This window comes from Rhodanobacter sp. Root627 (assembly GCF_001427835.1).
Taxonomy (GTDB): domain Bacteria; phylum Pseudomonadota; class Gammaproteobacteria; order Xanthomonadales; family Rhodanobacteraceae; genus Rhodanobacter; species Rhodanobacter ginsenosidimutans.
Window position 1 is genome coordinate 121,428 of record NZ_LMGW01000001.1, and the last position, 26,485, is coordinate 147,912.

Sequence of the window (26,485 nt, forward strand, 5' to 3'; positions counted from 1 at the left end):
TTCCTGTAACCTTGGCAGTCCGATTGCGCGGCCGTGGACAGGCCGCGCATTTAGCCATCCAGATACGCGAGCGAACTTCAGCCCATGCAAGCCATCGAAACCCTGATCAACGACGCGTTCGAGCGTCGCAATGAACTGACCGCCACCGAGATCGAAAACCAGCTGCGTCCCGCCGTCGAACAGGTCATCGACCTGCTCGAGTCGGGCGAGCGCCGCGTCGCCGAACCGGATGGCCAGGGCGGCTGGACGGTGAACCAGTGGCTCAAGAAAGCCGTGCTGCTGTATTTCCGTATCAATGGCAACCACGTCGTCGACGGTGGCGCGGCGCAGGCTTTCGACAAGGTGCCGCTGCGTTTCGCCCACGGCAACGACGGCGAGCTGCAGAACCTGGGCGCCCGCGTGGTGCCCGGCGCGCTGGTGCGCCGCGGCGCGCACATCGCCAAAGACGCCGTGCTGATGCCCAGCTACGTCAACATCGGCGCCCATGTGGGTGCGGGCACGATGGTGGATACCTGGGCCACGGTGGGTTCCTGCGCGCAGATCGGCGCGGGCGTGCACCTGTCCGGCGGCGTCGGCATCGGCGGTGTGCTGGAACCGCTGCAGGCCGGCCCCACCATCATCGAGGACAACTGCTTCATCGGCGCGCGCTCGGAAGTGGTCGAGGGTGTGGTGGTGGAGAAGGGCAGCGTGATCGGCATGGGCGTGTTCCTGGGCCAGTCCACCCGCATCTACAACCGCGCCACCGGCGAAACCAGCTACGGCCGCGTACCCGCCGGCAGCGTGGTGGTGGCCGGCAGCCTGCCCGCGAAGGACGGCAGTCACAGCCTCTACGCCGCCATCATCGTGAAACAGGTGGACGAGAAAACCCGCAGCAAGACCGGCATCAACGAACTGCTGCGCGCTGCGGAGTAGAGCCCACCCTGTGGGCGACAGGACTGGCGGTGAAATCAATCGCGCACAGGGTGCGCTCCTACAGGAAACCGGCGTGACCGAACCGACGCTTTACGGCCTTCCCAACTGCGATACCTGCAAGAAGGCCCGCAACTGGCTGAGCCGTTTCGAGGTGGCCCACGACTTCATCGACTACCGCGCCAATCCGGTGCCGGCAGCCACGTTGAAAGACTGGGCCGCGCAGCTTGGCGGCTGGGAAAAGCTGGTCAACAAATCGTCCACCACCTGGCGCAACCTGCTGCCGCAGCGCAAGAACCCCGGCAGCGATCCGGAGTGGACCCTGCTGCTGAAGGAATACCCCGCGTTGATCCGTCGCCCCGTGGTCGTGCAACCCGACGGCGCGGTGAGCGTGGGCTTCAGCGACAACGGCTTCAAGAAGCTGTTCGCCCGCTGAGAGGTTGTGATTTTTTCAACCTCGAAGCCCGGTCACGATGGCCGGGCGCGGATCGATCACGCAAGTGATTGGTCCGCGTGAGCGCTTCCGGGCCTGTGCCGGAAGCGCGATAGAGAAAAACCACAGGAAGTGGTTTTCCTCACAAACTCTGAGTCCACGGATATGAGCACCCACCGGGTCCGGCGCTATCGCAACAACCTGCGCATCGAGCGCGACAACGCCGCGCTGTATGGACGGCTGGCCGAGCTGGCCACCGACGCCAGGCTGGCGCGGGCCTATCGACGCATTGCCGAGGGTGAAACCGTCAACGCCGGCTTCTGGGAAGCGCGTCTGCGCGAGCTTGGTGAAACGGTGCCCCCGGCACATGTCGGCTTGCGCGTTCGCGCCCTGAGCGCGTTTGCGCGTCGCTTCGGCACCGAGTTCGTGATGCCTACCGTGGTGCGGCTGGAACATGCCGACCACGAATCCACGCCGGTGGACCGCAACCGCCATCGCGATCATTTCATTCCCCGGGACGAACACGGCGTGCACGGTCGGCGCGACCGTCCGCAAAGTGGCAACACGTTGCGCGCGGCGGTGCTGGGCGCCAACGACGGGCTGGTTTCCAACGTCAGCCTGGTGATGGGCATGGCCGGTGCGGCGTCGGGTGATCGCGCCGTGCTGCTGGCGGGTCTTGCCGGTCTGGTTGCTGGTGCCTGTTCGATGGCGCTCGGCGAGTGGCTTTCAGTCAACAGCTCGCGCGAGTTCTACCAGGCGCAGATCACCGAACGCGCCGAGCGGCTGGCGGTGTCGCCGGAAGACGGTTTGCGCCACATCACCGGCATCTATCAGGAGAAGGGGCTCGACCCCGCCGCCGCCGCGCATCTGGCCGGCCACGTCACCGAAACCCCGCGCGCGGCGCTGGACATGCTGGTGCGCGAGGATCTGGGTGTCGACCCCAGCGAACTGGGCGGCTCGGCCTGGGGCGCGGCCATTTCATCGTTCTGCCTGTTCGCCTGCGGTGCGCTGTTTCCGGTGGCGCCGTACTTTTTCCTGGGCGGCCGGGCTGCGCTGCTTGCCAGCGCCTGCTCCACGGCCGCCGGGCTTGCCCTGATCGGTATTGGCACCTCGCTGTTCACCGGGCGCAGCATGCTGTTCTCGATCGCACGCCAGTTCGCGATCACCGCCGCCGCCGCCGCGGTCACCTATGCGGTGGGACACGTACTGGGCGTGGTGGTGGCCGGCTGAGGCAACGCCGCGTCGCACGCTTGATATGCTGCGACTTTCCTTTTTCCGCCGCCTTTGCGAGAGCGCATGTCCGTCGTCTTCGATCTCACCTGCGATTTGATCCGCCGCCGCTCGGTCACGCCCGACGACGCCGGTTGCCTGCCGCTTATTGCCGAGCGCCTCGAGCGCGTGGGCTTTCGCATCGAACACCTGCGTTACGGCGACGTCGACAACCTGTGGGCCACCCACGGCAATGCCGGCCCCACGCTGGCCTTCCTGGGTCACACCGACGTGGTGCCCAGTGGTCCGGAAGCTTCCTGGCAAAGTCCGCCATTCGAACCCTCCGTTCGGGATGGCCGTCTATACGGCCGTGGTGCCGCCGACATGAAGGGTTCGGTGGCGGCGATGGTGGTGGCGCTGGAGCAGTTCGTGGCGGCCCATCCACAACATCGCGGCCGGGTGGGCTTGTTGCTGACCAGCGACGAGGAAGGCGTGGCGATCGACGGTGTGCGCAAGGTGGTCGAGCATTTCCGTGCCGTGGGCGAAAAGATCGACTGGTGCGTGGTGGGTGAGCCATCCGCGAAGGAAAAGCTGGGTGACCTGATCAGGGTCGGCCGCCGCGGCTCGCTGTCGGCCACGCTCACCGTGCGCGGCGTGCAGGGCCACGTGGCCTATCCGGAAAAGGCGCTGAACCCGATCCACGCGCTGGCGCCGGCCCTGGCCGAGTTGACCGCCGAGCGCTGGGACGAGGGCAACGAGGATTTCCCGCCCACCTCGATGCAGGTGTCCAACATCAACGCCGGCACCGGCGCCAACAATGTCATCCCCGGCACGCTCACGGCGCTGTTCAATTTCCGCTACAGCACGGCCAGTCGCGCCGATGACCTGCGCGCGCGCAGCGAGGCGATCCTGCGGCGGCACGGCGTGGATTTCCATATCGACTGGCATCTCTCCGGTGAGCCCTTCCTCACACCTGTTGGTGGACTGTTGCGTGAAACCGTGGCGGCGGTGTGCCGTGATCTTTGCGGCATCGAGCCGGAACAGAGCACCGGCGGCGGGACCTCCGACGGCCGCTTCATCGCACCGCTGGGTGCCGAAGTCGTCGAACTGGGCCCGGTCAACGCCACCATCCACAAGGTGGACGAGTGCGTGGATGTGGCGGAACTCGACCAATTGCCGGCGTTGTATCGCACGGTGTGCGAGCGGTTGCTGGGGTAATCACCGAAGGCGCGTCGTCGTCAGCGCGGATCTTTCGGTGACGCCGGTTGTTCGGCGGCATCGCCCGATGTGTCGCTCTTGAGTCCCCTGCGGAAACCGGCGATGGCGCCGCCGAGGTCGCGGCCGGCGTTGCGCAGCCTGCCGGTGCCGAACAACAGCAGTACCAGTACCAGCAGCACGATCCAGTGCGAAAAACTGTTCAGTCCGAGCATGTTCGGGGCTCCCCTTTAGGGATGGTCGTGTGATTGAGTCGGCGGAAACGCGGGTTGCTTGTGGACCAGCAGGCCCAGCGATCGCGTGGACGGCGCGAGGCATTGCAGGGTGCCGAGACTCGCGGCGACCTGGATTGGGCAGCGGTAGTCCAGCCTGGCCACCAGCGCAGGCGTGATCTCGCTGAAACCGAGCACGGCGCCGCCGTGTTCGGCCTTGAACACTTCCGCCGCCGCGCGGCTGGCGAACGGTGCCAGGGTGGGGCCCATCGAGCCGGGCAGCGGTTGCCAGGCCACGTAGGAGGCGGTGCGCGCGTCGATGAAACTGGCGGCGGCGTGAGCGGGTTGTTGCCAGTCGATGCGCGCGCTGTCCTGCACGAACAGTTCCTGCAGTGAAGCCTGATTCTCCGGTTGCAACACGTAGGCGAAAAAGTCGCGGGTGGAATCGAACACCAGCGGTTTGGCGCGACCGCTGACCCAGGCTTCGGCGCGCGGGCCGGGCGAGCCGTCCAGGTACATGCCGCATACCGCGCAGGCATCGTCCGGGTGGGTGTCGACGGCATGATGTGCAGGTGTGGGGCTGCCGCCGCACCCGGCGAGCAGGGCCAGCGCCAGCACGAAGGCGGCGCGGTGCAGTGTGGTGATCGGCGGGCAGGGCATGCGCGGATTCCTTCAGATTTCCTTGCGCCGGAACGCGAGCATCGCCCACGCGAACGGCGCCACCGCCCAGCCCAGCAACAGTGCGTAGAGCAGGGCGGGCGAGTAGCTGTGGTGGGCGGTCATGCCGGTCAGCAGGTCGTTGCCGGCACCGTCGCCCAGTGCGGTGAGGTTGACCAACCGAAACACGTCCACCGGATTGAACAGCAGCAGGTACGGATACACCGCGCGCTCGAGCGGGTTGCCACCGCTGACCACCAGCAACGCCAGCAGCGCGAGGTCGAACAGCACCACGCTGACCAGCCAGCCGACAAGCGCCAGGCCGGCGGCGCGGGATTTGTCGGCCGTCTGCACGCTGATCAGGCAGGCCAGCCCGACGAAACTGGCGCCGAGCAGCGAGGCGCTGAGGATGAAGCGGCCGATCTGCAGCCACGCCTGCATCGTCTGCTCCGGCGGCTGCATCCATTGCATGATCGCCACCGCCAGCCCGAAGCCGGCCAGCGTGGCGGCGGCCAACGCGCCGCAGTGGCCGAGAAACTTGCCGGCCACCAGTTGCCCGCGCGAGAGTGGATAGCTGAGCATCAGCAGCAAGGTGCCGTCGTCGCGCTCGCCGACGATGCTGCCGTAGGCGATCAGTAGGCCGATCAGCGGGATCACGAACGCGCCCAGCGTGGTCAGGCTGGCCAGCGTGGCGTCGAACGAGGTGAAGCCCACGCGTCCGGCTGCCGCGCTGCCGAACCAGGCGATGCCTAATGCCAGCAGGGCGAACAGGATCGTCAGCGCGATCGTCCAGCGGTTGCGGAAGTCGTCGCGGAATTCCTTGGCGGCGACGGTGAGGATCGGGTTCATGCGGCCACCTCCGCGGTGGATGGCGGACCGGCGCCGAGCCAGTCGTAGAGTTGCGCCAGGGTGGGCTCGCGCACATCGAGGTCGACGATCGCGGGGTCGGCCAGTAGCTCGCGCAGCACGCGCAGCTTGCCGGCGCGCGGCACCTGCAGTTCCAGCCGGCCGTCGGGGCGTGCCTGCGCCGACAGTCCGTTCGTTTCGAGGCGTGCGATCAGTTCAGGCATCGTCTGCTCGCGTGGTCGCAACAGCACTTGCGCCGGCAGCGCGGCCTGCTCGCCCAGCGCGTGCAAACTGCCGGCAGCCAGCAGCTTGCCCTGGCGCAGGATCAGCGCGCCGTCGATGTGCGGTTCAAGTTCGGCCAGCAGGTGCGAGGAGACCAGCACGCAACGGCCGTCCGCACGCAGCTCGCCGACGATGCGGTACAGCTCACGCGTCGCCTGCGGGTCGAGGCCGGTGGTCGGCTCGTCCAGCAGCACCAGTTCGGGTGAACCGAGCAGCGCCTGCGCCAGGCCCAGGCGCTGGCGCATGCCCTTCGAGTACGTGCCGACGCGTCGGTCGGCGGCGTGCGCCAGGCCGACGCGTTCGAGCAACGTGGCGACCTGCGTGCGTGGTGCCTGCTTCAAGCGCGCCAGGTAGTCGAGCAGTTCACGACCGCTGAGGTTGCCGTAGAAGGTGGCGCTCTCGGGCAGGTAGCCGATGCGCCGACGCAAGGCGTGCGCGCGCCATGGTGACTGGCCGAGCACTTCAAGCTGGCCGCCGCTGGGCGCGATCAGTCCGAGGATCAGCTTGATCAGCGTGGACTTGCCCGCGCCGTTGTGGCCGAGCAGGCCGATCACCTGGCCGCACGGCACGGCGGCGCTGACGCCATCCAGTGCAGCGAGTTCGCCGTAGCGCTTGGCCAGCGCGTGGCATTCGATCGGGTGGTTCATGGGGTGGCCGGGGTAGCTTTCATCAGCGGGTGGCTGTCCTGCACCGAGGGCGGCGTGAACACCGGGAAAGCGCGCTGCACATAGCGCAGCAGCAGCACCGAAGGGCTGGACATCAGGTTGCGCGCGGAAGGGTATTTCCACAGCAGCACGTCGACGCCGTCGTTGGGGCGGAACGGGATGTCGCCGATGCCGTCGGCGTCCAGGTCCCAGCCCAGGTAATCGCTCCAGAAATTGCCGCGGCCGCGCTCGGACCATTCCTGCGCCAGGTTCTGGACGTACTTCACCTGGATGCGGTTGTCCTCGAAGTGGTTGCCCCACAGGCGGTTGTTTTCCGAGCCGGCGGTCACGTGGATGCCGATCTGCGAATCGGCGACGAGGTTGTCGTGAAAGCTGTTGAACTGCGACAGGTAGACGAACAGCCCCTTGCCCTCGGTGCCCTCGATGGTGCCGCCGGCGTCGTCGCTCTGCCCCTTGACGCGATACACGCGATTTCCGGCAATCTCGCTGTGCGCGATGTAGTTGAGCAGGAAGCCGTAGGAGGCATCGTCCGCGGAGCTGTTGCCGATCACCTTGAGGTGGTGCGAGGACATGAGCGCATAGCCGGCCAGGTTGCCCCGGCTGACGTTGCCCTGCAGCAGGTTGTCCTGCGAATACATGTAGTGGACGCCGTAGCGCACGTCGTGCACCACGTTGCGCGTGATGGTGTTGTGCGAGCTGACGTAGACGTAGATGCCGTCGCGCGAGCCGGCGATGTCGTTGCCATCGATGGTGCAGCCGGTGTCGTTCCACAGATGGATGCCGTCGCCGCGGTCGGCCACGCGCAGCGCGCGCATGCCGCGGATCACGTTGCGTTCCACCCGCACGTTGGCGGCGCCGTCGAGGTAGACGCCGAACAGGCTGTCCTCGATGCGGTTGCCGTCGATGACCACGTCGCGCGCCGTACGTTCGATGAAGATGCCCGCGTTCATTGCGGTGAGGTCGCTGCCGCTGTGGCGCAAGATGAGGCCGCGCACGGTGACGTTGGCGGCGCTGATGCGCACGATGTCGCCGTAGCCACCGCCGTCCAGGATGGCGCCGGGTTCGCCGATCAGGGTGAGGGGTTTGTCCAGCTTCAGGTGTACCGCATGCACGCCGGCGGGCACGCTGAGCGTGGCGCCGGGTGGCGCGGCGGCCACCAGCTGTTCCAGCGATTCGCGCGCGTGTGCTGGCAGCGCCAGCAGCAACAGCAGTGCAATCGCGAGGTAGCGTAACGTCGTCATGAACCGGAAGATCCGGCCGCGCCGCCGCGGGGTGCGCGACGGCACGGCACGGCTCAGGCCTCCACCAGCATCCGCCCGCTCATCTCCATGTGCATCGCATGGCAGAAGAACGTGCAGTAGTACCAGAACACCCCTGCCTTGTCGGCGGTGAAGGTGGCCGAGGCGGTGGCGCCGGGGCTGATCTCCATGTTGATGCCGTAGTTGACGATGCAGAAGCCGTGGCTCACGTCCTCCACCGCGTCGATGTTGGTCACCACCACGGTCACCTCGTCGCCTTTCTTCACCTTGAAGCTGCCCAGGCTGAAGATCGGCGCGGCCGAGGTCATGTAGACAAACACCTTGCGGCCCTCGCGGATGACCTTGCTGTCGGACAGCACGTTGACGCCGTGCTTCTTCGCCATCGCCACCGTCTCGGCGAAGAACGGGTCGTCGCGGTCCCAGCTCTTCTTGACCTTGTCGATCAGCAGGCGTCGGTGCAGCAGGATCACGTCGTGCGGCTCGGCGTAGACCGGGCCGTCGGCGACCAGCTTCATGGTCTCGCCGGAGATGTCGAACAGCTGGTCGTTGTCCGGATGCATCGGGCCGGTGGGCAGGAAGCGGTCCTTGGAGAACTTGTTCAGCGACACCAGCCACTTGCCGTCGGCATCGCGCGACTCGCCCATCGAAGTGTGGCAGTGGCCGGGCTGATAGGCCACGTCGACCTTCTGGCGCAGGTAGTTGACCTTCTTGCCGCCGTGGGCGGCGATCGCGTCGGCGATGTTCCACTTGGCGATCTGGCTGTCGATGAACAGCGTGGTATAGGCGTTGCCGCGGCCGTCGTAGGCGGTGTGCAGCGGCCCCAGGCCCAGCTCGGGCTCGGCCACCACCGTATCGCGCGGGTCCTTCAGTTTGCCCGCGAAGCAGTCGTCGATGCGGCTCCACTCGATCACGCTGACGGTGGGCGAGAGCTTGCCGTTGGCCACCACGTACTTGCCGTCGGGGCTGGCGTTGATGCCGTGCGGGTTCTTCGGGATCGGGATGTAGAGGGTGAACGACGAACCATGGCGGCCATCCAGCACCGGCACCTTCGAGTCGCCGATGGTCTTGAACTTGCCGTTCTTCACCGCCTCCTCGATGCGCGCGATGTTGAACACCACCGCCCAGTCGCGCTCGGCCTGCATGGTGCCGGGCAGGTCCAGGCCACCTTCGCTGTTGTAGCAGGTGGAGATCGCGTACTTGCCGGCGTAGTCGGCCTCGGTGTTGTCCAGGTTGCCATCCACCAGCACCTGCCAGGCCACGTCCATGGTGTCGCCGTCGATGGCGCTGAACATGGTCTGGTATTTCTTCGGGTCCTCCAGGTCGTGGCCGTCGTTGGGCGCCGGGACCATGAACTCGCCGTTGGCGAACACGTAGCCGGTGCGCGGCGCGCGCTGCACGCGCAGGCCGTGGATCGACTGCACGTTCGGCACGTCGATGATGCGGTCGGTGCGCATCACGTCGCAGCGGATGCGCGCCACGCGGGTATGCGCCTTGTCGTTGATGAAGATGTAGCGGCCGTCGTAGTGGCCGTCGGTCTGGCTCATGTGCGGGTGGTGGCAGTCGCCGCCGGGCGGGAAGTTGGCGCCCAGCACGCGCTTGCTCTCGTTGGTGATGCCCCAGCCGATGGTGAAGTCGGGGTTGAACACCGGGATGCGCATCAGCTCGCGCATCGACGGCAGTCCCATCACGCGCACCTCGCCGGACTGGCCGCCGCTCCAGAAGCCGTAGTATTCGTCGAGCTGGCCGGGCGGCACGTGGTCGGAGGCGGCCTCGTGCTTGCCGTGCTCGCGCTGGCGTTCGCCATCGTGCCCGGCGGCACCTTCCGCGCCGCCGAGGTCACTCTTGCGGCCGCAGCCGGCCAGCGCCAGTCCCGCCGCACCGGCGAGGCCGGCCAGTGCGCTGTTCTTCATGAAGTGGCGACGGGCGGGGTCGGCGCCCTCCGCGTTCGCGTCGGGTTTGTTCTTCGATTCGTCGTGCATGGCTTCTCATCCGCAGAGGGCAGGTGACGTGGGATCAGTCGGCGATGGGCGCCGGCTCTCGGGTTTCCGGCGCGTTTGCCGGGTTAATCAGCACGATCGGCGTGGGCAGCGGTCGCGCAGCGCGTTCGCGCTTCTTGCGTTGCTGCACCACCGGCGGGCATTTGTGGTCGTTGATGCGGGTGACCTGGCAGTCCAGGCAGTAATGGCATTCGTTGAAGTTGATGCGGCCGTCGGGGCCGATCGCCTTGACCTCGCATTCGTTGGCGCAGACCTGGCAGGGGCTGCCGCACTCCGGTCGCCGGCGCAGCCACTCGAACAGCCGCCAGCGCCCGGATACCGCCAACCCGGCGCCCAGCGGGCACACGTAACGGCAATAGAACTTGTGGTTGAAGGCGGAGACGCCGACCAGCAGCACCGCGTAGAACACATAGCTCCACGAGCGCGCGAAGTGCAGGGTGATCGCGGTCTTGAACGGCTCGACCTCGGCGTAATGTTCGGCCGTGTTGAGCGACTGCAGCGACATGCCGAACAGCACCAGCAGGATCACGTACTTCAGCGCCCACAGCCGCTCGTGCACCACGCGGGGAAACTCGAACTGCGGCACACGCAGCCGCTTGGCGAGCTTGCCCACCAGCTCCTGCAGCGCGCCGAACGGGCACAGCCAGCCGCAGTACACGCCGCGCCCGAGCAGCAGCAAGGTAGCGGCCACGAACACCCACAAGATGAAGATCATCGGGTCCATCAGGAAGGTTTCCCAATGGAAGCCATGCAGCAGCGACTGCACAAAGGTGAAGATGTTCACCACCGACAACTGCGCCAGCTCGTACCAGCCAATGAACACCAAGGTGTAGATCAGGAAGCCCGTGCGCACGCGTTCGAGCCACACCGGGTACTTCACGATCCAGTCCTGGAACAGCAGGATCAACGTGAGCACGGTCAGCCCGGCCAGCAACACGGCGATGTCGATGCGCCGGCCGTACCAGATCTTCTGCCACAGCGCGGCGTTGGCCGGCAGCGCGCTGGACTGCGACTCGGCGCTGCTCTGCGGCCTTGTGGTGTAGCCGGCCGGCATGCGGTAGTCGCGGGTGAAGGTGTGGTAGATGCTTTGCAGCGGGCCGACCTGGCGATTCACCATCAGCTGCAGCGTCCACGGCCGGGTCGCGTCGAAACCGCTGCCGCCGTTGCGCACGATGAAGATCGCCTGCTCGGCGAACTCGGGCTTGCCGCGCAGCGGGGTGTCGTTCAACGGCACCAGGTCGGTGTCCTTGAACAGCACCAGCTTGCCGTCCTGCAGCACGTGCACGCGGTCGAAGATGCCGCCGCGCACGTAGCCCACGCCCTTGAACGAATAGATGCCGTTGGCCATCACCGCGATCGCCGAATCGCCGGGCTTGAGCTGCTTCATCAGGTCGGCGTGGGTGTCCGCGCCGAGCAGGTTGCGGCCCACCGTGGGCGGGGTGACGTCGGCGAAGTACAGGTCGATGAAGACATCGTCCTCGTGGCCGGGCGCCGGCGCGGTGGCGTCGTCGACCATGCCGCTCTCCGGCTGGCCCTTGAACGCGTCGGTGATCGCCTGGCGCTTGAGCTGCAGGTGGCCGATCGCGCCGTTGCCGGTCAGCGTGTCCCAGTCGGCCGGCTGGTAGTAGTCGGTGCGCACGGCGGCGGCGTTGGCGTCGGTATCGGTCGCGTCGGCGATCAGCTTGCGCGAGGCGGCCACCTTCAGCGCCGAGTTCATGATGGTCTCGTTGACCACCATCGAAGTCACCGTGGCGCTGCTGATCGCGTCGATGCGCACGCTGCCGCTGGCACCGCCGCCGACCACGATCTGGTCGTCCACGCGATGGCCGATGTAGCGCGCCACGAAGTCGTACAGCTTCTGCACCGGGATGCCGACCAGCAGGATCGGCTCGTGCTGCTCCAGCACGCGCGCGTCGCGGATGCTGCCGTCGGTGCCGATCGACACCAGCAGGTTGATCGGCGCGCCCGAGTACGCGGGCACCGGCGCCACCATCACGGTCTCGAACACGTAGCCGATGATCTCGTCACCCTGGTAAACGGCGGCCGCCGGCGGTGTGCCTTCGATGTCGCCGTAGCGGGTAGCCTGCGGAAACACCTCGTGCAACTGCGGATGCTTCGCATCGATGCCGGCCAGCGTCGCGGGTGCCAGCAACAGCAGGCACAGCGCCAGCAGCACGCGGGTGATGAGCGGACGCGGCACGCGCATCACACGCGCTCTGCCGTGCCGGCGATCAGCGGCAGTTCGCGCGAGCGCCAGCGTTGCTCGCCCGTGCGCGAGAACGCCAGCCACTGCTGATCCTGCGCGTCCATCAGCGCGGACAAGCGCGGCAGCTCCAGCGAGAACGCCGCCGTGCTCATGCCGTCGGCCAGTACCGAACGCGGCGCCATCACGGTCACGCTGGAATAGCTTTGCGGCGACCAGCCGGTGCGCGGGTTGACGATATGGAACAGGCGCCGGTCGGCGGAGAAGAACACGCGGTAGTTGCCCGAGGTCGACAGCGCCGCGTTGCGCAATTGCAGCACCGCCGCCACGCGGCCGACGTCGCGTGGATCGACGATGCCGACGTTCCAGTGCCGTGCGGGATCGTTGCCGCTGATCGCGTGGATGTCACCACCGGCGTCGATCAGGGCGTACTCGATGCCGGCGCCGCGCAGCGCGGCGATGCCCTGGTCGACCACGTGGCCCTTGGCGATGCCGTCCAGTGTGACGGCCATGCCCGGGCGCAGCAGCTGCGCGCCGCGCGCATCGAGTACGAGGCCGCGGTAACCGACCAGCGCATCGCGGTCTTCGGCCACGCGCTGCTCGTGCGCGTCGGTGTGGCTCGCACCGCGCAGCGTCTCGAAGTAGCGCAGCACCGGCAGCACGGTCGGGTCGAACGCGCCATCGGTCAGTCGCGACAGCGCCAGTGCCTGGCGCAGCACCGCATCCAGTTGCGCGGGCACCTGCGCCAGCTGGCCGTCGCGGTTCAGCTGCGCCAGCGGACCGGCCGGGTCGAAGCGGGTCAGCTGCGCGGCGGTTGCGGCCATGCGCGCGAACGCCGCTTCGATCGCCGCGCCGGCCGCCTGCACGTCGTCGGCCAGGCAGGTCACCGCCACGGACGTCTGCATCAGCGTGCGTTCGCGGCGCACCTGCCACAGGTTCTGCTTGCGCTTGAGCACCGCCCAGCCGCCGCCAGCCAGCAGGCCGCCGGCGATGGCGAGCTGGCCGGCCTGCTTCAGCCAGCGCCGGCGGTCGGGCGAGCGCAGGTCGTCGGGGGCGGAGGGGCGGTACATGGGATGTCTCCCGGGGTGAGTGGTTGAGCGCGTGCGATGGGCGAGGTCAGGCCGTGGCAGCCACGCGTGGCTGCGGCTCGGCGACGACGGCATCGCGCTCGGCGTCGCGCACGCCCAGGCGCCGCTGCAGGGCGGGGCTGGTGGTCGTGTATTGCAGGTTCACCTTGTCGCCGGGATGCAGGTACGCGTGCACGGCGAACGCGCACAGCGCACTTTCGTGGAAGCCCGACAGGATCAGCTTCTTCTTGCCCGGGTAGGTGTTGATGTCGCCCACCGCGAAGATGCCGGCCACGGAGGTCTGGAAGGTCGCCGGGTCCACCACCAGTTGCTGGCGTTCCAGTGCCAGCCCCCACTCGGCGATCGGCCCCAGTGCCGGGTGCATGCCCCAGAACACCAGCAGGTGCGAAGCCTCGATGCGCTGGACCATGCCGCTGCGCGTGCGCACGCGTACCTGCGCCAGCGCGTCGCCGATCGTCTCCATGCCGATGATGTCCCCCTCGCAGAACTGCATGCAGCCTTCGTCGCACAGTGCCTGCATGCGCGCCACGCTGGCCGGCGCCGCGCGGAACGTCGAAGAGCGGTGCACCAGCACCACGCTGCGTGCGCGCTCGACCAGGGTCAGTGCCCAGTCCAGCGCGGCGTCGCCGCCGCCGGCGATCACGATGTCCTGGTCGTCGAACAGCGCAGGCCGGGTCACCTTGTAGTGCAACGTGTGGCCCACCAGCGGCGCGGCTTCCGGCAGGTTCAGTGTGCGCGGAGCGAACGCGCCCAGGCCACCGGCGATGATTACCGCGCCCGCGTCGAACACGAGCCCGCCGCTGGTCTGCAGCCGGAAGCGACCGTCCTGCATGCGCTCCAACGCGGTGACGGTGTGGCCCAGGTGGAACTGCGGCGCGAACGGCCGGATCTGCTGCTGCAACCGCTCGACCAACTCGCGCCCGCTGCATGCCGGCACGGCCGGGATGTCGTAGATCGGCTTGTCCGGATACAGCTCGATGCACTGGCCGCCGGCATGCGGCATGGAATCGACCACATGCGTATTCAGCCCGAGCAAACCCAGTTCGAAAACCTGGAACAGGCCGACCGGGCCCGCGCCGATGATGATGGTGTCGCAGCTGATCATGGAACGCATCCTGTGGACGGTGCGGATCATGCGCGCGCGCCAGAGGACAGCTTTTGACTTCAGTCAGATTCGCCCGGGTGATCCGTGCGGTCGAATGACGCAGGAATGGGCCGCCGTGCCGCGGAACTCCGTCGGCGCGGCGTTCAGCGCATCAGTGGGCGAGCGGCTGCAGGGTCAGCGTGTGTTGCGTGGTGCCAGGCAGCAGCGGCGTCGGCCTGCCGTTGGCCCAGTCCGCATGGCCGGCGCCGTAGAACGGCGACAACGGATGGTCGCTCTGGCCGCCGGGCATTTGCAGGATGCCGTGGGCTTCGTGGCCGGGTGCCACGTCCAGCCGTTCGGAGGCGCCGGACGACGGTGCGGCCACGCGCGGCATGTTGCTGTCGCCGGCTTGCGGTTGCGACGGCATGTCGAGGTAACGGCCCAGCCATGCCGGCAGCGCGGCCGACAGCGGGTGGTTGATCCCGCTGCGGTTGTGTTCGCCCCAGGTGCGGGCGGCGAGGCCGCCGGGCTGCTCGCCCAGTTCGGTCGCCACGCGTTTGGCGCTGGCCACCAGCAGGGCGTGCCAGTCGGGGTAGGCCGGATCCAGCAGATACGGCGGTTGCACATGCACCAGCGCCCACACCGCGGCTTCCGCACTGTTTTCGCCGGGCCACGTGAAGTCGCCGTGTTGCTGCGCCACGCGACGGACGAACGGTGCCAGCACGGCCGTGGTCACCTCGTTGCGGAACGCACGCACCAGCCGGTAGTCCACGCTGCCGACGGAGGCATGACCATGCCAGTGCGCGGTGAGTTTGCGCAGCTGCTGCAGGTCGGGATCGTTGCTGCCGGCGAGCGCGTTCTGCAGCAGCCCCTGCCAGCGGCTGAGGAAGATCGCGCGGTCATCGAGCTGGATGTCGAGCAGGCTGCCGGGCGTGAAACCGGTGCGCGCGTGCAGGTCGTCGCGGATCTGCTGCGCACGGGCGCCGAGGTCGTGGCCGCCGTTGCCGAGCAGGGTCAGCGCATCGCCGTCGATGGTGCGGTTGTTGGCGGTCCACAGCCGGCCGCCGGCCGGGTCTTCGATACGCGGGTACTGCGCGGGTTTGGCCCAGCCCTGCCGGCCGCTGCCCGGCTGCGCGCCGTCGAACGGCATGCCGGGGTCGCCGTTGCCGCGCAGGGGCACGCCGATGCCGGCGATCGTCCAGCCGATATGCCCGGCGCTGTCGGCCACCAGCATGTTCTGCACCGGCATGCCGAACTGCGGTGCCAGCGCCAGCGCCGCGTGCGTGCTCGGTGCGCGCTCCATCTGCATCAGTGCCAGGTTGTAGTTGCGCGGCGCGGCGCCGCTCCATTGCAACGCCAGCGGCGTGCCGTCGGCATCGCGGCCCATGATCGGGCCCCAGCGTGTGTCCTCGACGGTGAGCAGCGTGTCGGGTTGGCCTTTCACCTGGATGTGTTCGACGTGGCGCTCGATCGTGGCCCAGCCGCCGGGCACCTTGTAGCGGGTGGCGTCGTGCGGATCGCGCTGCACGCGCACCCAGTCCAGCCAGTCGCCATAGCTGTTGGTGAAACCCCAGGCGACCTGGCCGTTCGAGCCGACCACGATGGCCGGCGTGCCGGGCAGGCTCACGCCGTTGACGTCGCGCTGGCCGCCCGGCGCGGTGGGGTCGGGATAACGCAGGCGGGTGCGAAACCAGATGTTGGGCACGCGCAGGCCCAGGTGCATGTCGTTGGCGAGCAGCGCCGCACCGTTGTTGGTGAGCGCACCGGCGACGGCAAAACTGTTGCTGCCGGGGCGCGGCGCATCGAGTGCGGGCGCCAATGCGGCCGTCAGGTCAGTCGGCTTGGCGGGCGCCAGCTGGCGCAGGTCGAATACGCCCGCACCGGGAACCACCGGCGAACGCGACAGCCGCCCGCGCAGCGGCGCCTCCCAATCCGGATCGGGCGACAGCAGAAAATCCACCAGGGCGTCGGGCAGCACCGCACGCATCTGCGCGATGTGCAGCTCGCGCGCGTTGAGGCCGTCGCCGTTGAGGTCGAGATACATGGCGGCAACCAGCAACAGGCTGTCCGGCGACTGCCATGGTTGCGGCTTCGTGCCCAGCAGCAGGTATTCCCATGGCTTCACGCGCAGATCGGCCAGGCCCGCGTTGACGCCGTCGCGGTAGTGGTCGAGTTGCTGCTTCTGCTCTTGCGGCAATTGCGCGTAAGCCGCATCGGCCACCGCGCGCAGGCGATGGCGCCGGTGGTTGAGATCAGTCGGCAATGCGGCCGGCCCGACCAGCGCCGACAATTCGCCGACAGGCATGCGGCGCATCAGGTCCATCTCGAAGAAGCGCTCCTGCGCATGCACGTAGCCCAGTGCGTAGTCGAGATCGGCGCGGCGCTTGCCGGTGAGCGTCACCGTGCCCAGCGCGTCGCGCTGCACGCTTACCGCTGACTGCAAACCGCCCAGATGCAACGTGCCGTCGAGCCGCGCGCGGCTGCCGGCAAGCGCCCACCACAGCGCGATGCCGGCTATCAGCAACAGCGCCGGAACCGCCAGCGCGAGCCCGCGCCAGACATTGGGTCGCCGCGCCATCACGGCGTGGCGAACACGGCAAAGATGCCTGCGTATGGCTTGACCATGAAGGCCGGTGCGCCGGCGTAACCCTCGTCGTCGACATACATCTGCGAGATGCTGCCGTCGAGGTAGAGCGCGTCGCGGCAGCCGAGCTTGTCGCGAAACAGACGTCCAAACGTGTGGAAGTTGACCGGCGCCTCGCTGACGGCGAACACCACCTCGTACGGGCCGCGGGCGCAGACGCCGCTGCGCCACTTCAGGCTGGCCGAGTCGCCCACGAATTGCGGGTTGAGCTTGCCGTCGATCAACAGCATCGGGCCGGACTGGCTAGCCCACTGCACGGGTTTGCCATCCGCCTTGAAATCGGTGCTGGTGCGCACGGCGGCGTGGCCATCCGGATACACGGCGAACACGCCGTTGGGCAGCAGCGAGAAATTGCCCGACGCCGGGTTGCCATGGGCCAGGTTCAGCGGCACCAGCGCCTTGCCGTTCTCCACGTACAGGCCCAGTGGCGCGAACTGCTTGTCGTAGATGCCCGCGTTGGCGGCAAACAACAGGCGCTGGCCGCGTGTCTCGCCCCAACGGCGCAGTGTCTCGATGCTGCCGAACGGTTGGCCGCTGGCCGGTTCGCGCCAGTGCAGGGTCAGCGCATGGCGGTGCAGGTCCAGCCGCACCACGCGATAGTTCTGGCCCTCGAACGCCAGCTCGTCACTGGCCACCGCCCGCGCCCGCGCGGTGCAGCCGGCCAGCACGGTCAGGAGGAGAAGCAGGATGAACACGACGGGCGCGCGGTGCGGGCCGGACATGCGTGAATGGGGTAGCAAACGGAAAGACGACATCCCCCGATGGTCGCCGCCCCGGCTGTCTCCATGCAAGCCCGTCCTTGCACCGTCCGAAGCCGCGGCGGGCAGGCGAGCCATGCAGCGGCTAGACTTGTGGGCTTTCCGCCAGCGATTCACGCATGTCCGCCTTGCCTCCGTACGCACCCATTGTCGCCACGCTCGGTTACGTGTTGTCGCCGGACCAGCGCGAGGTGTTGATGATCCATCGCAATACGCGCCCGGACGACCACCACCTGGGCAAGTACAACGGCCTGGGCGGCAAGATGGAGCCGGGCGAGGACATCGCGACCTGCATGCGGCGCGAGATCATGGAGGAGGCGGGCATCAGCTGCGAATCGATGCAGTTGCGCGGCACGCTGAACTGGCCCGGCTTCGGCAAGCACGGCGAGGACTGGCTGGGTTTCATCTTCGTGATCGACCGCTACAGCGGCACGCCGCTCACCGCCAATCACGAAGGCACGCTGCGCTGGGTGGCCCGCGACAAGCTGATGGAACTGCCGATGTGGGAAGGCGACCGCCACTTCCTGCCGCTGGTGTTCGACGGCGACCCGCGACCGTTCCACGGCGTGATGCCATACAAGGACGGGCGCATGCAGTCGTGGTCGTACAGCCGGTTGTGAGCGACAGGCGCATCCACATCGTCGCGGCGGTGATCGGCGATCACGCCGGCCGCAGCCTGCTGGTGCGCAAGCACGGTGCACAGGTGTTCCAGCAGCCGGGCGGCAAGCGCGAACCCGGTGATGCCGACGACCTCGCCACGCTGGCGCGCGAGCTGCGCGAAGAGCTGGGTTGCGAACTCGTCGCCGGCTCGGCTTCGCTGCTGTGCCGTTGCAGCGCGCCAGCGGCGAACGAGCCGGGCTACGTGGTCGAGGCGGTGGTCTACGTGGTGCAAGTCACCGGCACGATCACCGCGCAGGCCGAGATTGCCGAACTGCACTGGATCGACCCCGCCGCACCGGACGTGCCGGTGGCGCAACTGAGCCGGGAAAACATCCTGCCGTTGCTGTGATCGTCGTCGCGCCGGGGTGAAAACCACGATGGCCACGTCGGACTTCTGCGGATCGCGATGCGCACCGGCGTGCTGCGGCGCTGTCAGGGGACGTCGGCAAGCCAGGTCGCGTTGCCGAAGCGGGTTTGTGCGAGCGTTTCGGCCTGGGTCAGTTCGTCAGCGCGCAGCGTATCGTCGGTGAGGCCGTGCAGGCGGCGGAAGGTGGCGATCATCCGTTCGATCACCATCTCGCGTGGCAGGCCGGTCTGGCTGCGCAGCGGGTCGACGCGCTTGGCGGCGCTGGTGGTGCCCTTGTCGGACAGTTTCTCGCGGCCGATGCGCAATACATCCAGCATCTTCGCTGCGTCGATGTCGTAGGCCATGGTCACGTGGTGCAGCACCGCACCGCCGCGGTGGGCCTGCGCCGCGCCGGCGATCTTGCCGCCTTCGGAAGTGATGTCGTTCAGCGGCTGGTACCAGGCCTTGATGCCCAGTTCGCCCAGCGCCTCGATCACCCACGCATCCATGAACGCGTACGCCTGCTGGAACGACATGTCCTTGATCAGCGAGAGCGGCGCATAGATCGAATAGGTGATGGTGTTGCCCGGCTCGATGAACATCGCGCCGCCGCCCGAGATACGCCGCACCACCTCGATGCCGTGGCGTTGCGCGGCCTCGGCGTCGACCTCGTTGCGCAGTGACTGGAAGCGGCCGATCACCACTGCGGGTGATGCCCACTCCCAGATGCGCACGGTGGGTTTGCGGCGACCGGCGCCGACCTCGTGGGTAAGTACGTCGTCCAGCGCCATGTGCAGGCTTGGCGATTGCGGCGCGGTGTGGATCAGCTGCCAGTCGTGGTCGTGCCATTCGGTGCGCATCATGCGAGGTGCTCCCCTTGCAGCGCGCGGCGCACAGCCACGGCGATGGCCTCGGGCGAAATGCCGTACATCATGACGTCGGGCGTGAGCGCGTTGCGGATGCTGTGGGCGAGGCCGGCTTCGTCCATGTCGGCGGGCCGGCCTTCGAGCGCTGCGTCGATGGTGCGCAGTGCGCTGTCAGGCTCAAGGAAAAAGTCACCGCTCAGTTGCACCTGGGCCAGTCGCCCATCGCGGACATCGAGATCGACCACCACCAGCTTGCCGCCGGGCATCTTGTATTCGCCATGCATCGACGGCTTTCCTCGCGAAAGAACAGACCGGGATTATCGCGCGTGCGAATGGGTGGCGGAATCGATGCATCGCCATCGTGTGGTCATGGGACGTTGATCTTCCCCTTTTGAGGGGGCGACATCCCGATCGAGTCGGCCGCCGTCGCGAAATTTTTTCGCGCAATGAACCTGATGGACGGATGAGCGGTCAGGCAGGCCCTCGACCAGCCGGGAATCAGTACTCATGCCCGCAAGCCTGGTGGTCCCGGGCGCCCACCATCTACGACGTCGGCCACACCAGTGATCGGTGAAGCTGCGCGCCGGCCCACGCACCATCACCCACCGCGAGCGATACCGAGTGCGGCATCCTTGCGGCGTCGCCGCAGGCGAATACGCCGGGGACGGTGGTTTCCCTGGCTTCGCCGGTACCTATCTGCGTGCCCATCACGGTCTCGACAATTTCGCAGCCGAGCTGCGCGGCGATCGGCGTGGAAGGTTCGTTATGCGGCGCGGTGAACAGGCCGGCGAAGCTCATTCGCCTTCCGTCGGTGAGCACCACATCGGCGCTCCCGTCGATCTGGCGAATGCGAGTGGTTTCGATCGTCACGCCGCGATGAATCAACTCGTCCTCGGCGGCCTGGTCGAGTTCGAACGTGCCGTTGAGGAAGAACGTGGTGTCTCCCCACTCCGGCAGCAACTGCGCCTGATGGATCGACATCGGTCCGGTGGCGATGACGCCAACGCGGCCCTGGTGCAGTTCATAGCCGTGGCAGTACGGGCAGTGGAAGATGCTCTTGCCCCAGCGTTCGGCCACGCCAGGGATCGCGGGCAGCCGGTCCGACACGCCGATCGCCAGCAGCAGGCGCTTGGCGGTATAGATCGTGTCGCCGCAGGTCACCTGGAAGTCGTCCATCGTGCCGCTGGCCCGCCCGACATCGCCGTCCTGCCAGGTCAGCGTGGGATACGCCTCGAGTTGCGCACGGGCGATGCGGGCCAGCTCGGCAGGATCGACGCCGTCGCTGCCCAGGAACCCGTGTGAGTGGCTGGCGCTGCGGTTGCGCCGTTTGCCACCGTCGATGATGAGCACGCTGCGGCGTGCCCGCAGCAATTGCAGGGCAGCGGCCATGCCCGAATAGCTGCCACCGACGATGATCACGTCGTATTTCATCGCGTCATGCTTCATGCCGGTGCCTCGATCGATGGGCGCCATGACGGCGCGTGAAATCCGCGGCCAGTGCGGCCAGGGTGACCGATTCGAAGCGCTGCAGCAGCAGCGCTTCGGCGTCGGCAAACGCCGTGTCGAGCGCGGCATTGATCACCTGCTCGACGAGGCATGACGGATGCTCGCTCCGGTTGCCCACGGCGAACAGCGCGGGTTCGCCCAGCGCTTCGTGCAGCTGGCGCAATGTGACCTTGGTGAGGTCTGCCGAGATGCGCCAGCCGCCGGCGTGGCCCCGATCCGCGGTGACCAGGCCGGCCTCCCGCAGCAGGCCCATGGTGCGGCGAACCACCACCGGATGCGTGCCCAGGCACTGCGCCAGCGCATCGGATGTCATCGGCGTATCGCGCTCGGCCATGTGCAGCAAGGCGTGGAGTACGGCGGAAAGTCGGCTGTCTCGTTTCATGTAACAAACGATGTTACGTTAGTGCTTGAGTGTCAAGCAGCGAGGGCAACATGTCTTCTTTCAATGATCCACAAGCGGTGGCGCGGTACACGGATGGGCCACTGCGGCAGGTGCCCGGGCTGCATGCGCTGCACCAGATGGCCGGCCTGCTCCTGCACGAGCGCGTGCCGCCCGACGGGCGTGTGCTGGTACTCGGCGCCGGCGGAGGCATGGAACTCAAGGCCTTTGCCGAGACCTGTCCGCAGTGGCGTCTGCTAGGTGTGGATCCGTCCGCGCCGATGCTGGAATTGGCCGTCCAGACGCTGGGGCCGCTGGCGCCGGGAGTGGAGTTGCTGGAGGGATACATTGATGCGGCCCCGGCCATCAAATTCGATGGCGCGGCTTGCCTGCTGACCATGCACTTCCTGTCCATCGAGCAGCGCCTGCACACGCTGCGCCAGCTGCGGTGCCGATTGAAACCCGGCGCGCCGTTGGTCATGGCACACCACAGCGTTCCCGATGCGTCCGATGAAAAGAGGCGCTGGTTGCAGCGGCACGTAGCCTTCATGACCTCAAACGGCATGCCGGTGGCAAACCCGATCGCCACGGTCGAAGCGATGACCAGCCGTCTCCCGACGCTTTCTCCCGAAGCCGAGGTCGACCTGCTGGAGCAGGCGGGCTTCGAGCGACCGGAGCTGTTCTACGCGGCTTTCACGTTCAAGGGTTGGGTGGCGTATGCGGGGTTGTAGGTTCGCCGACCTGCGTTTTCAGGGGCGCAGGCTCCGCAGGCTGGTGCGAATTTCGCTGACCAGGATCCCGGGCTGTTCGAAGGCGGCGTAGTGTCCGCCCTTGTCGGCTTCGCCGTAGTGGATCAGGTTGGCGTAGGTGTCTTCGATCCAGCTTCGGGGCAGGCGCGGGATGTCGCGGGGAAACACGGTCACCGCGACCGGCAGCGTCAGTTTGGGCCCGGCCATGCTGCCCGCCTTGTTTTCCCAGTAGATGCGCGCGGACGATGCGGCGGTGTTGGTGAACCAGTAGAGCGATATCGCGTCCAGGATCTCATCGGTGCCGAGGGCGTCCTCGGCGAGTCCGTGGTTGTCCGTCTTGGCTTGGAACTTGTCGTAGATCCAGGCCGCCTGGCCCGCCGGCGAGTCCGCCAGGGCGAAGCCGATGGTCGCCGGCTTCGTGGCCTGAAGGTGATTGGCGCCACCCATGTCGCCGTTGTACAGGGCGAGGGAATCCACGGCGTATTGCTCTTCGGGCGACAGCGTGTCGGGTATCTGCGCGGGAAACGCGTATTGGCTGTTCAAGTGAATGCCGAGCAGTCCCTCGGGCTGCATGACCCCGAGCACGGAGGTGACGACGGCACCCCAATCACCGCCCTGGGCGGCCCACTTCGCATAGCCAAGTCGCTTCATGAGCTCCACCCACGCGGCGGCGATACGCGAGACCGACCAGCCCGTTTCGGCAGGCTTCTGGGAAAACCCGAATCCGGGCAGCGACGGGATCACGACATCAAATGCATCGTCGGCGTTTCCGCCGAACGCCACCGGATCAGTCAGCGGGCCAATCACTTTCAGGAACTCGACGATCGAACCGGGCCATCCATGCGTCAGGATGAGCGGCATCGCGTTCGGATGCTTTGATCTGACATGGATGAAGTGGATATCCAGCCCGTCGATCGTGGTCAGAAATTGCGGGAAACGATTGAGCTCGGACTCGAATCGGCGCCAGTCGTACTTGCGCGCCCAGTAGTCGATGAGTGATTTCGCATGGTCCAGGCGAACACCTTGCGACCAGTCGGCGACGGTTTCCTGAGCCGGCCAGCGCGTTCTGGCCAGCCGCTGCTTCAGGTCCTCGATCTCGGCATCCGGGATCGAGACGGTGAAGGGGCGGACGAGCGGTGAGGGTGTGGGCGCCGATTCGGCCATTGCCTCGTTCTCCTGAACGTTTGCTTCGCCGTGCACACGACGATGCGCACGGACACTCGTGTGCAAACTACTCCATTCCTGCAGGAAGGCCGTACTACCGGTACCTCAGGGGGCACGCAGGCGTGGGTCAGATCGATGAGGATCTGTTCCCTTCCAGGCGGGCAACGCCTTGGCGACATCCTGGTGCGATTCGAAACGGACGGCTAAAAGACGCTGCCCGCCTTGAAGGCTTCCGCCTGTTTTCTTTGGGAGCTGTCCCGGTCCGATCGCGGCTGCAGCAGCGGACCCTGAGCTTTCCGGGTCGCGCGTGGTTGCAACGGATATTCCTGGACATGACAGTATTCCCTTCAATTGATCGCGATCCTGGGCGCGTGATTGAGGGGGTTAAGGATCAGACGATGCCGCCATTGGCGCGCAGCACCTGGCCGTTGATCCATGCGCCATCGGGCCCGACCAGAAAGGCGACGGCCGCCGCAATGTCCTCCGGCGTGCCGAGCCGTTCAAGCGGATTCATCTTCGACGTGCGCTCGATCAATTCCGGCGACTTGCCGTCGAGGAAGAGCGCTGTCGCGGTCGGTCCGGGCGCAATGGCATTGACGGTGATATGGCGGCCGCGCAGTTCCTTGGCGAGGATGCCGGTCAACCCTTCGATGGCCGCTTTTGTGGCGACATAGACGCCATAAGTCTCCAGCTTGAGCCCGACGACGCTGGTCGAGAAATTGACGATCCGGCCACCATCGCGCAGACGCCGTGCGGCCTCGCGCAGGGTGTAGATGCTGCCCTTGAGATTGATGGCAATCTGGTTGTCGATGAGTGCGTCATCGCCATCGGCAATCGTCGCCAGCCGCATGATGCCGGCGTTGTTGATCAGAACGTCGATACCGCCGAAAGCGGCTTCCGTGCTGTCGAACAGACGCGCCACCGCGGCCGCATCGCTGACATCGGCTTGCGCGGTGAGCGCCTTGCCGCCGGCAGCCTCGATCTTGCCTGCCAGCTGCTCGGCCTCGCCGGCATTGCTGGCGTAGTTCACCACGACCGTGAAGCCGTCTTTGGCGAGGCGTTGGGCAATCGCTGCACCGATGCCGCGCGAGGCGCCGGTGACGATGGCGACCTTGTGGGTGTTCGTTGTCATTCGAGTTCTCCTTTGGGATGCGTTGCTGACAAAGGAGAGTCTGTTCTTTTCGATGCTTCGGATAATCAACTATGATCTGGCATCACTATTCGAAAATAGCGAACAAGTGACATGGATCGCTTCGATGCCATGCGCATCTTCACTCGTGTTGCCGAGCGGCGCAGCTTCACCTTGGCGGCCGACGACCTGGGCTTGCCGCGTTCGACCGCCACCGATGCCGTCAAGCAACTGGAGCAGCGGTTGGGAGTGCGCCTGCTCGAAAGAACGACGCGCGTTGTACGGCCCACGGTGGACGGCGAAGCCTATTACCAGCGGTGCGTTCGCCTGATCGCCGATCTTGAGGATACGGAGGCCGGGTTCAGCGGTGCCAAGCCTTCGGGTCTGCTGCGCGTCGATGTGCATGGTGCGCAGGCACGTTATTTCCTGCTGCCCGGGCTGCCGGACTTTCTTGCGCGCTATCCCGACATCCGCTTGCACATAAGCGAACTTCACCAGTCGCTCGACATGGTGCGAGAAGGCTTCGACTGCATCGTGCGGGCCGGCACGCTGACAGATTCTTCGCTCTATTACCGCAAGCTGGCCGAGTTGAAGCGCGGCACCTTCGCCAGCCCGGGCTATCTCGCTCGCTTCGGCACGCCGCGCACGCTCTCTGATCTCGCCAACGGCCATACGATGATGGGTCTGCTGGCCCCTGACTCACCGTCCATCAGGCCGCTCGCCTTTACCGTCGCGGGCAACGTTCAGGAATTGATGCTGCCCACCGTGGTTACGGTCACCGGACCGGACACGAACATTGGGTCGGCCTGTGCCGGTCTCGGCATCATCCAGGTGCCGCGCTACGGTGTGGTTTCCCAGCTTGCCAACGGTACGCTTGTCGAATTGCTGGCGGATTACCCGCCGCCGCGCCTGCCGGTGCATGCGCTCTATTCCCATACACGTCAGCTTTCGCCGCGCCTGCGCGTCTTCATCGACTGGCTGGCGCAGCAATATCGAACACGCGACGCCCCTTGAGAGGGGCAATGGGCTGCCGCCTGGCGGTGTTGATCCAGGCAGGTCGCCGTGGTCGCCATCGACGTCGCCACACGGTTGTAGGAGGCGCCGCACACGTCGGCAATCCCGCTGTTTTGTCGCCCGCTATGTGGGGGGAGGCGAAAGCGTATTTCCCTCCGATCGGCATGATCCCTGAAGAAAACGCGCGGCGGGTGCCCGGCCGCGCGCAGCAAGTCAGAGTTGCGCCAGACCACCGTCGACGGCGACCTCGCTGGCGGTCATGAAGCTGCTGTCCGACGACGCGAGGAAGGCGGCGACCGCACCGATCTCCGAGGGATCGGCCATGCGTTGCAGCGGCGTCATCGCGGCGAAGACCTTCTGGCCTTCCACGCCCAGCGCTTCCTTCGCCAGCTCGGTCGCCGTCGCCCCGGGCGACAGCACGTTGACCCGGATGCCGGTGCCTTTCAGGTCTTCCGCCCAGGTCTTGGCGAGGTTGCGCACGGCTGCCTTGCTCGCGCTGTAGGCGGTCATGCCCGGGGCGCCGGTGGTGCCGGCGCTTGATCCGGTCAGGATGATCGAACCGCCCTGACCCATCAGCGGCAGCGCTTTCTGCACCGTGAAGATCGTGCCCTTCACATTGGTGTCGAAGGTTTCGTCAATGTGCTCGGCGGTGATCTTGCCGAGTGCAAGCTGGCTGCCCGCGCCGGCGTTGGCGAAGACGATGTCGAGGGTTCCGCGCTCGGCCTTCACCGCCGCATAAAGCCGGTCGAGGTCGGCCAGATCGGAGACCGATCCCTTCACCCCACGGGCATTGGGGCCGAGATCGGCGACAGCTGTGTCGAGCGCGTCCTGCCGGCGGCCGAAGATGAAGACGAACGCGCCTTCCTCGATGAAGCGCTTTGCCGCCGCGAGGCCGATACCCGTAGCGCCGCCGGTGATCACAGCGGTTTTTCCAGTTAGCTTGGTCATGTCTTGGGTCCTTGGTGTGTGTATGTGTTTGGGGGCGCATCGCCGGCACATTCAGTCCCGTGTTCGGAATGTCCCGGGATTCGACTTAATCGGGGGCTCCAAGTCGCTGCGGAACCATGTCGCGATGCGGTGGAAAAGTTGACGGACATCGCGGTACATGGGGCAGCTTCGTGATGCCTGGTTCCCAATCTAATCGGACCACCGGCGTTTGATTAGTCGCCAATTGGGACTAAGATTGTCCCGCCAACGGGACAATCGCCGGG

At 66.8% G+C, this 26,485-nt stretch carries 26 protein-coding genes; 8 read left to right on the plus strand and 18 right to left on the minus strand.

Features of this window, described 5'->3' with window-relative positions:
* Nucleotides 1-84 precede the first annotated feature (84 nt).
* The 4 genes from dapD to dapE all read left to right on the plus strand — a co-directional run bounded on the left by dapD (nt 85) and on the right by dapE (nt 3,769).
* On the plus strand, nt 85-912 hold the full coding sequence (gene dapD / locus ASD68_RS00600) for a 2,3,4,5-tetrahydropyridine-2,6-dicarboxylate N-succinyltransferase (RefSeq protein WP_056602487.1): 828 nt from the start codon (nt 85-87) through the stop codon (nt 910-912).
* 73 nt (nt 913-985) lie between these two features.
* Complete coding sequence (locus ASD68_RS00605) at nt 986-1,345, plus strand: arsenate reductase (RefSeq protein ID WP_056602490.1); 360 nt, start codon at nt 986-988, stop codon at nt 1,343-1,345.
* A 162-nt stretch (nt 1,346-1,507) separates the two neighbouring features.
* Nucleotides 1,508-2,572: a VIT1/CCC1 transporter family protein gene (locus tag ASD68_RS00610; RefSeq protein ID WP_056077556.1), complete on the plus strand. Its 1,065-nt coding sequence runs from the start codon at nt 1,508-1,510 to the stop codon at nt 2,570-2,572.
* Nucleotides 2,573-2,638: 66 nt separating this feature from the next.
* Nucleotides 2,639-3,769, plus strand: coding sequence for a succinyl-diaminopimelate desuccinylase (gene dapE / locus ASD68_RS00615; protein ID WP_056602492.1), 1,131 nt, complete (start codon nt 2,639-2,641; stop codon nt 3,767-3,769).
* Between the two features lie 20 nt (nt 3,770-3,789).
* On the opposite strand, the gene tatA is transcribed toward dapE, so the two are convergent.
* The 11 genes from tatA to ASD68_RS00670 form a co-directional block, all read right to left on the minus strand.
* Entirely contained in the window at nt 3,790-3,981 is a 192-nt protein-coding gene (tatA, locus tag ASD68_RS00620) for a twin-arginine translocase TatA/TatE family subunit (protein ID WP_056602494.1), read from the minus strand.
* Nucleotides 3,982-3,996: 15 nt separating this feature from the next.
* Nucleotides 3,997-4,638 (minus strand): nitrous oxide reductase accessory protein NosL, encoded by a 642-nt coding sequence (locus tag ASD68_RS00625; protein WP_056602496.1) that lies wholly within the window; start codon nt 4,636-4,638, stop codon nt 3,997-3,999.
* Between the two features lie 12 nt (nt 4,639-4,650).
* The gene (locus ASD68_RS00630; RefSeq protein WP_056602498.1) at nt 4,651-5,484 is read right to left on the minus strand and encodes an ABC transporter permease subunit; all 834 of its coding nucleotides are present in this window, start codon (nt 5,482-5,484) and stop codon (nt 4,651-4,653) included.
* Nucleotides 5,481-6,410, minus strand: coding sequence for an ABC transporter ATP-binding protein (locus tag ASD68_RS00635; protein ID WP_056602501.1), 930 nt, complete (start codon nt 6,408-6,410; stop codon nt 5,481-5,483). Before ASD68_RS00635 ends, ASD68_RS00630 begins: the two co-directional genes overlap by 4 nt.
* On the minus strand, nt 6,407-7,669 hold the full coding sequence (locus ASD68_RS00640; RefSeq protein WP_056602502.1) for a nitrous oxide reductase family maturation protein NosD: 1,263 nt from the start codon (nt 7,667-7,669) through the stop codon (nt 6,407-6,409). The genes ASD68_RS00635 and ASD68_RS00640 overlap by 4 nt, the downstream gene beginning before the upstream one ends.
* A gap of 53 nt (nt 7,670-7,722) precedes the next feature.
* A complete protein-coding gene (nosZ, locus tag ASD68_RS00645) occupies nt 7,723-9,666 on the minus strand; it encodes a TAT-dependent nitrous-oxide reductase (RefSeq protein WP_056602504.1) in 1,944 nt (647 codons plus the stop codon).
* Between the two features lie 34 nt (nt 9,667-9,700).
* Nucleotides 9,701-11,890, minus strand: coding sequence for a NosR/NirI family protein (locus ASD68_RS00650; RefSeq protein ID WP_056602505.1), 2,190 nt, complete (start codon nt 11,888-11,890; stop codon nt 9,701-9,703).
* Entirely contained in the window at nt 11,890-12,957 is a 1,068-nt protein-coding gene (locus ASD68_RS00655; protein ID WP_056602507.1) for an FAD:protein FMN transferase, read from the minus strand. The genes ASD68_RS00650 and ASD68_RS00655 overlap by 1 nt, the downstream gene beginning before the upstream one ends.
* A 46-nt stretch (nt 12,958-13,003) precedes the next feature.
* Nucleotides 13,004-14,080, minus strand: coding sequence for an NAD(P)/FAD-dependent oxidoreductase (locus ASD68_RS00660; protein WP_056080719.1), 1,077 nt, complete (start codon nt 14,078-14,080; stop codon nt 13,004-13,006).
* 151 nt (nt 14,081-14,231) lie between these two features.
* Entirely contained in the window at nt 14,232-16,637 is a 2,406-nt protein-coding gene (locus ASD68_RS00665; RefSeq protein WP_056602509.1) for a penicillin acylase family protein, read from the minus strand.
* Nucleotides 16,637-17,425 carry a phosphodiester glycosidase family protein gene (locus ASD68_RS00670; RefSeq protein ID WP_056602511.1) on the minus strand — a complete coding sequence of 263 codons (789 nt, stop codon included), beginning with the start codon at nt 17,423-17,425 and terminating at the stop codon, nt 16,637-16,639. Before ASD68_RS00670 ends, ASD68_RS00665 begins: the two co-directional genes overlap by 1 nt.
* 155 nt (nt 17,426-17,580) lie before the next feature.
* On the opposite strand from ASD68_RS00670, the gene ASD68_RS00675 reads away from it, so the two are divergent.
* Together ASD68_RS00675 and ASD68_RS00680 are read left to right on the plus strand one after the other, a co-directional pair.
* Entirely contained in the window at nt 17,581-18,081 is a 501-nt protein-coding gene (locus tag ASD68_RS00675) for an 8-oxo-dGTP diphosphatase (protein WP_056077590.1), read from the plus strand.
* Nucleotides 18,078-18,470: an NUDIX domain-containing protein gene (locus ASD68_RS00680; protein ID WP_056077592.1), complete on the plus strand. Its 393-nt coding sequence runs from the start codon at nt 18,078-18,080 to the stop codon at nt 18,468-18,470. Before ASD68_RS00675 ends, ASD68_RS00680 begins: the two co-directional genes overlap by 4 nt.
* An 83-nt stretch (nt 18,471-18,553) precedes the next feature.
* Here ASD68_RS00680 and ASD68_RS00685 read toward each other — a convergent pair whose 3' ends face one another.
* The 4 genes from ASD68_RS00685 to ASD68_RS00700 all read right to left on the minus strand — a co-directional run bounded on the left by ASD68_RS00685 (nt 18,554) and on the right by ASD68_RS00700 (nt 21,221).
* Nucleotides 18,554-19,330, minus strand: coding sequence for a biotin/lipoate A/B protein ligase family protein (locus ASD68_RS00685; protein WP_056077596.1), 777 nt, complete (start codon nt 19,328-19,330; stop codon nt 18,554-18,556).
* Nucleotides 19,327-19,599, minus strand: a complete 273-nt coding sequence (locus tag ASD68_RS00690) for a biotin--protein ligase (protein WP_235578592.1) — start codon at nt 19,597-19,599, stop codon at nt 19,327-19,329. Before ASD68_RS00690 ends, ASD68_RS00685 begins: the two co-directional genes overlap by 4 nt.
* A 277-nt stretch (nt 19,600-19,876) precedes the next feature.
* A complete protein-coding gene (locus tag ASD68_RS00695) occupies nt 19,877-20,764 on the minus strand; it encodes an NAD(P)/FAD-dependent oxidoreductase (protein WP_056604936.1) in 888 nt (295 codons plus the stop codon).
* A gap of 4 nt (nt 20,765-20,768) precedes the next feature.
* A complete protein-coding gene (locus tag ASD68_RS00700) occupies nt 20,769-21,221 on the minus strand; it encodes an Rrf2 family transcriptional regulator (protein WP_056077602.1) in 453 nt (150 codons plus the stop codon).
* Nucleotides 21,222-21,271: 50 nt separating this feature from the next.
* Between ASD68_RS00700 and ASD68_RS00705 the strand changes: the two genes are divergently transcribed.
* Nucleotides 21,272-21,949 (plus strand): class I SAM-dependent methyltransferase, encoded by a 678-nt coding sequence (locus ASD68_RS00705; RefSeq protein ID WP_056602515.1) that lies wholly within the window; start codon nt 21,272-21,274, stop codon nt 21,947-21,949.
* Between the two features lie 18 nt (nt 21,950-21,967).
* Here the strand turns inward: ASD68_RS00705 and ASD68_RS00710 are convergent, their stop codons facing one another.
* Nucleotides 21,968-23,131: an epoxide hydrolase family protein gene (locus tag ASD68_RS00710; RefSeq protein ID WP_056604939.1), complete on the minus strand. Its 1,164-nt coding sequence runs from the start codon at nt 23,129-23,131 to the stop codon at nt 21,968-21,970.
* Between the two features lie 391 nt (nt 23,132-23,522).
* Nucleotides 23,523-24,263: an SDR family oxidoreductase gene (locus ASD68_RS00715; protein ID WP_056602518.1), complete on the minus strand. Its 741-nt coding sequence runs from the start codon at nt 24,261-24,263 to the stop codon at nt 23,523-23,525.
* A gap of 111 nt (nt 24,264-24,374) precedes the next feature.
* Between ASD68_RS00715 and ASD68_RS00720 the strand changes: the two genes are divergently transcribed.
* A complete protein-coding gene (locus ASD68_RS00720) occupies nt 24,375-25,274 on the plus strand; it encodes a LysR family transcriptional regulator (RefSeq protein WP_056602520.1) in 900 nt (299 codons plus the stop codon).
* Nucleotides 25,275-25,487: 213 nt separating this feature from the next.
* On the opposite strand, the gene ASD68_RS00725 is transcribed toward ASD68_RS00720, so the two are convergent.
* On the minus strand, nt 25,488-26,222 hold the full coding sequence (locus ASD68_RS00725) for an SDR family oxidoreductase (protein WP_056077611.1): 735 nt from the start codon (nt 26,220-26,222) through the stop codon (nt 25,488-25,490).
* Nucleotides 26,223-26,485: the final 263 nt, after the last annotated feature.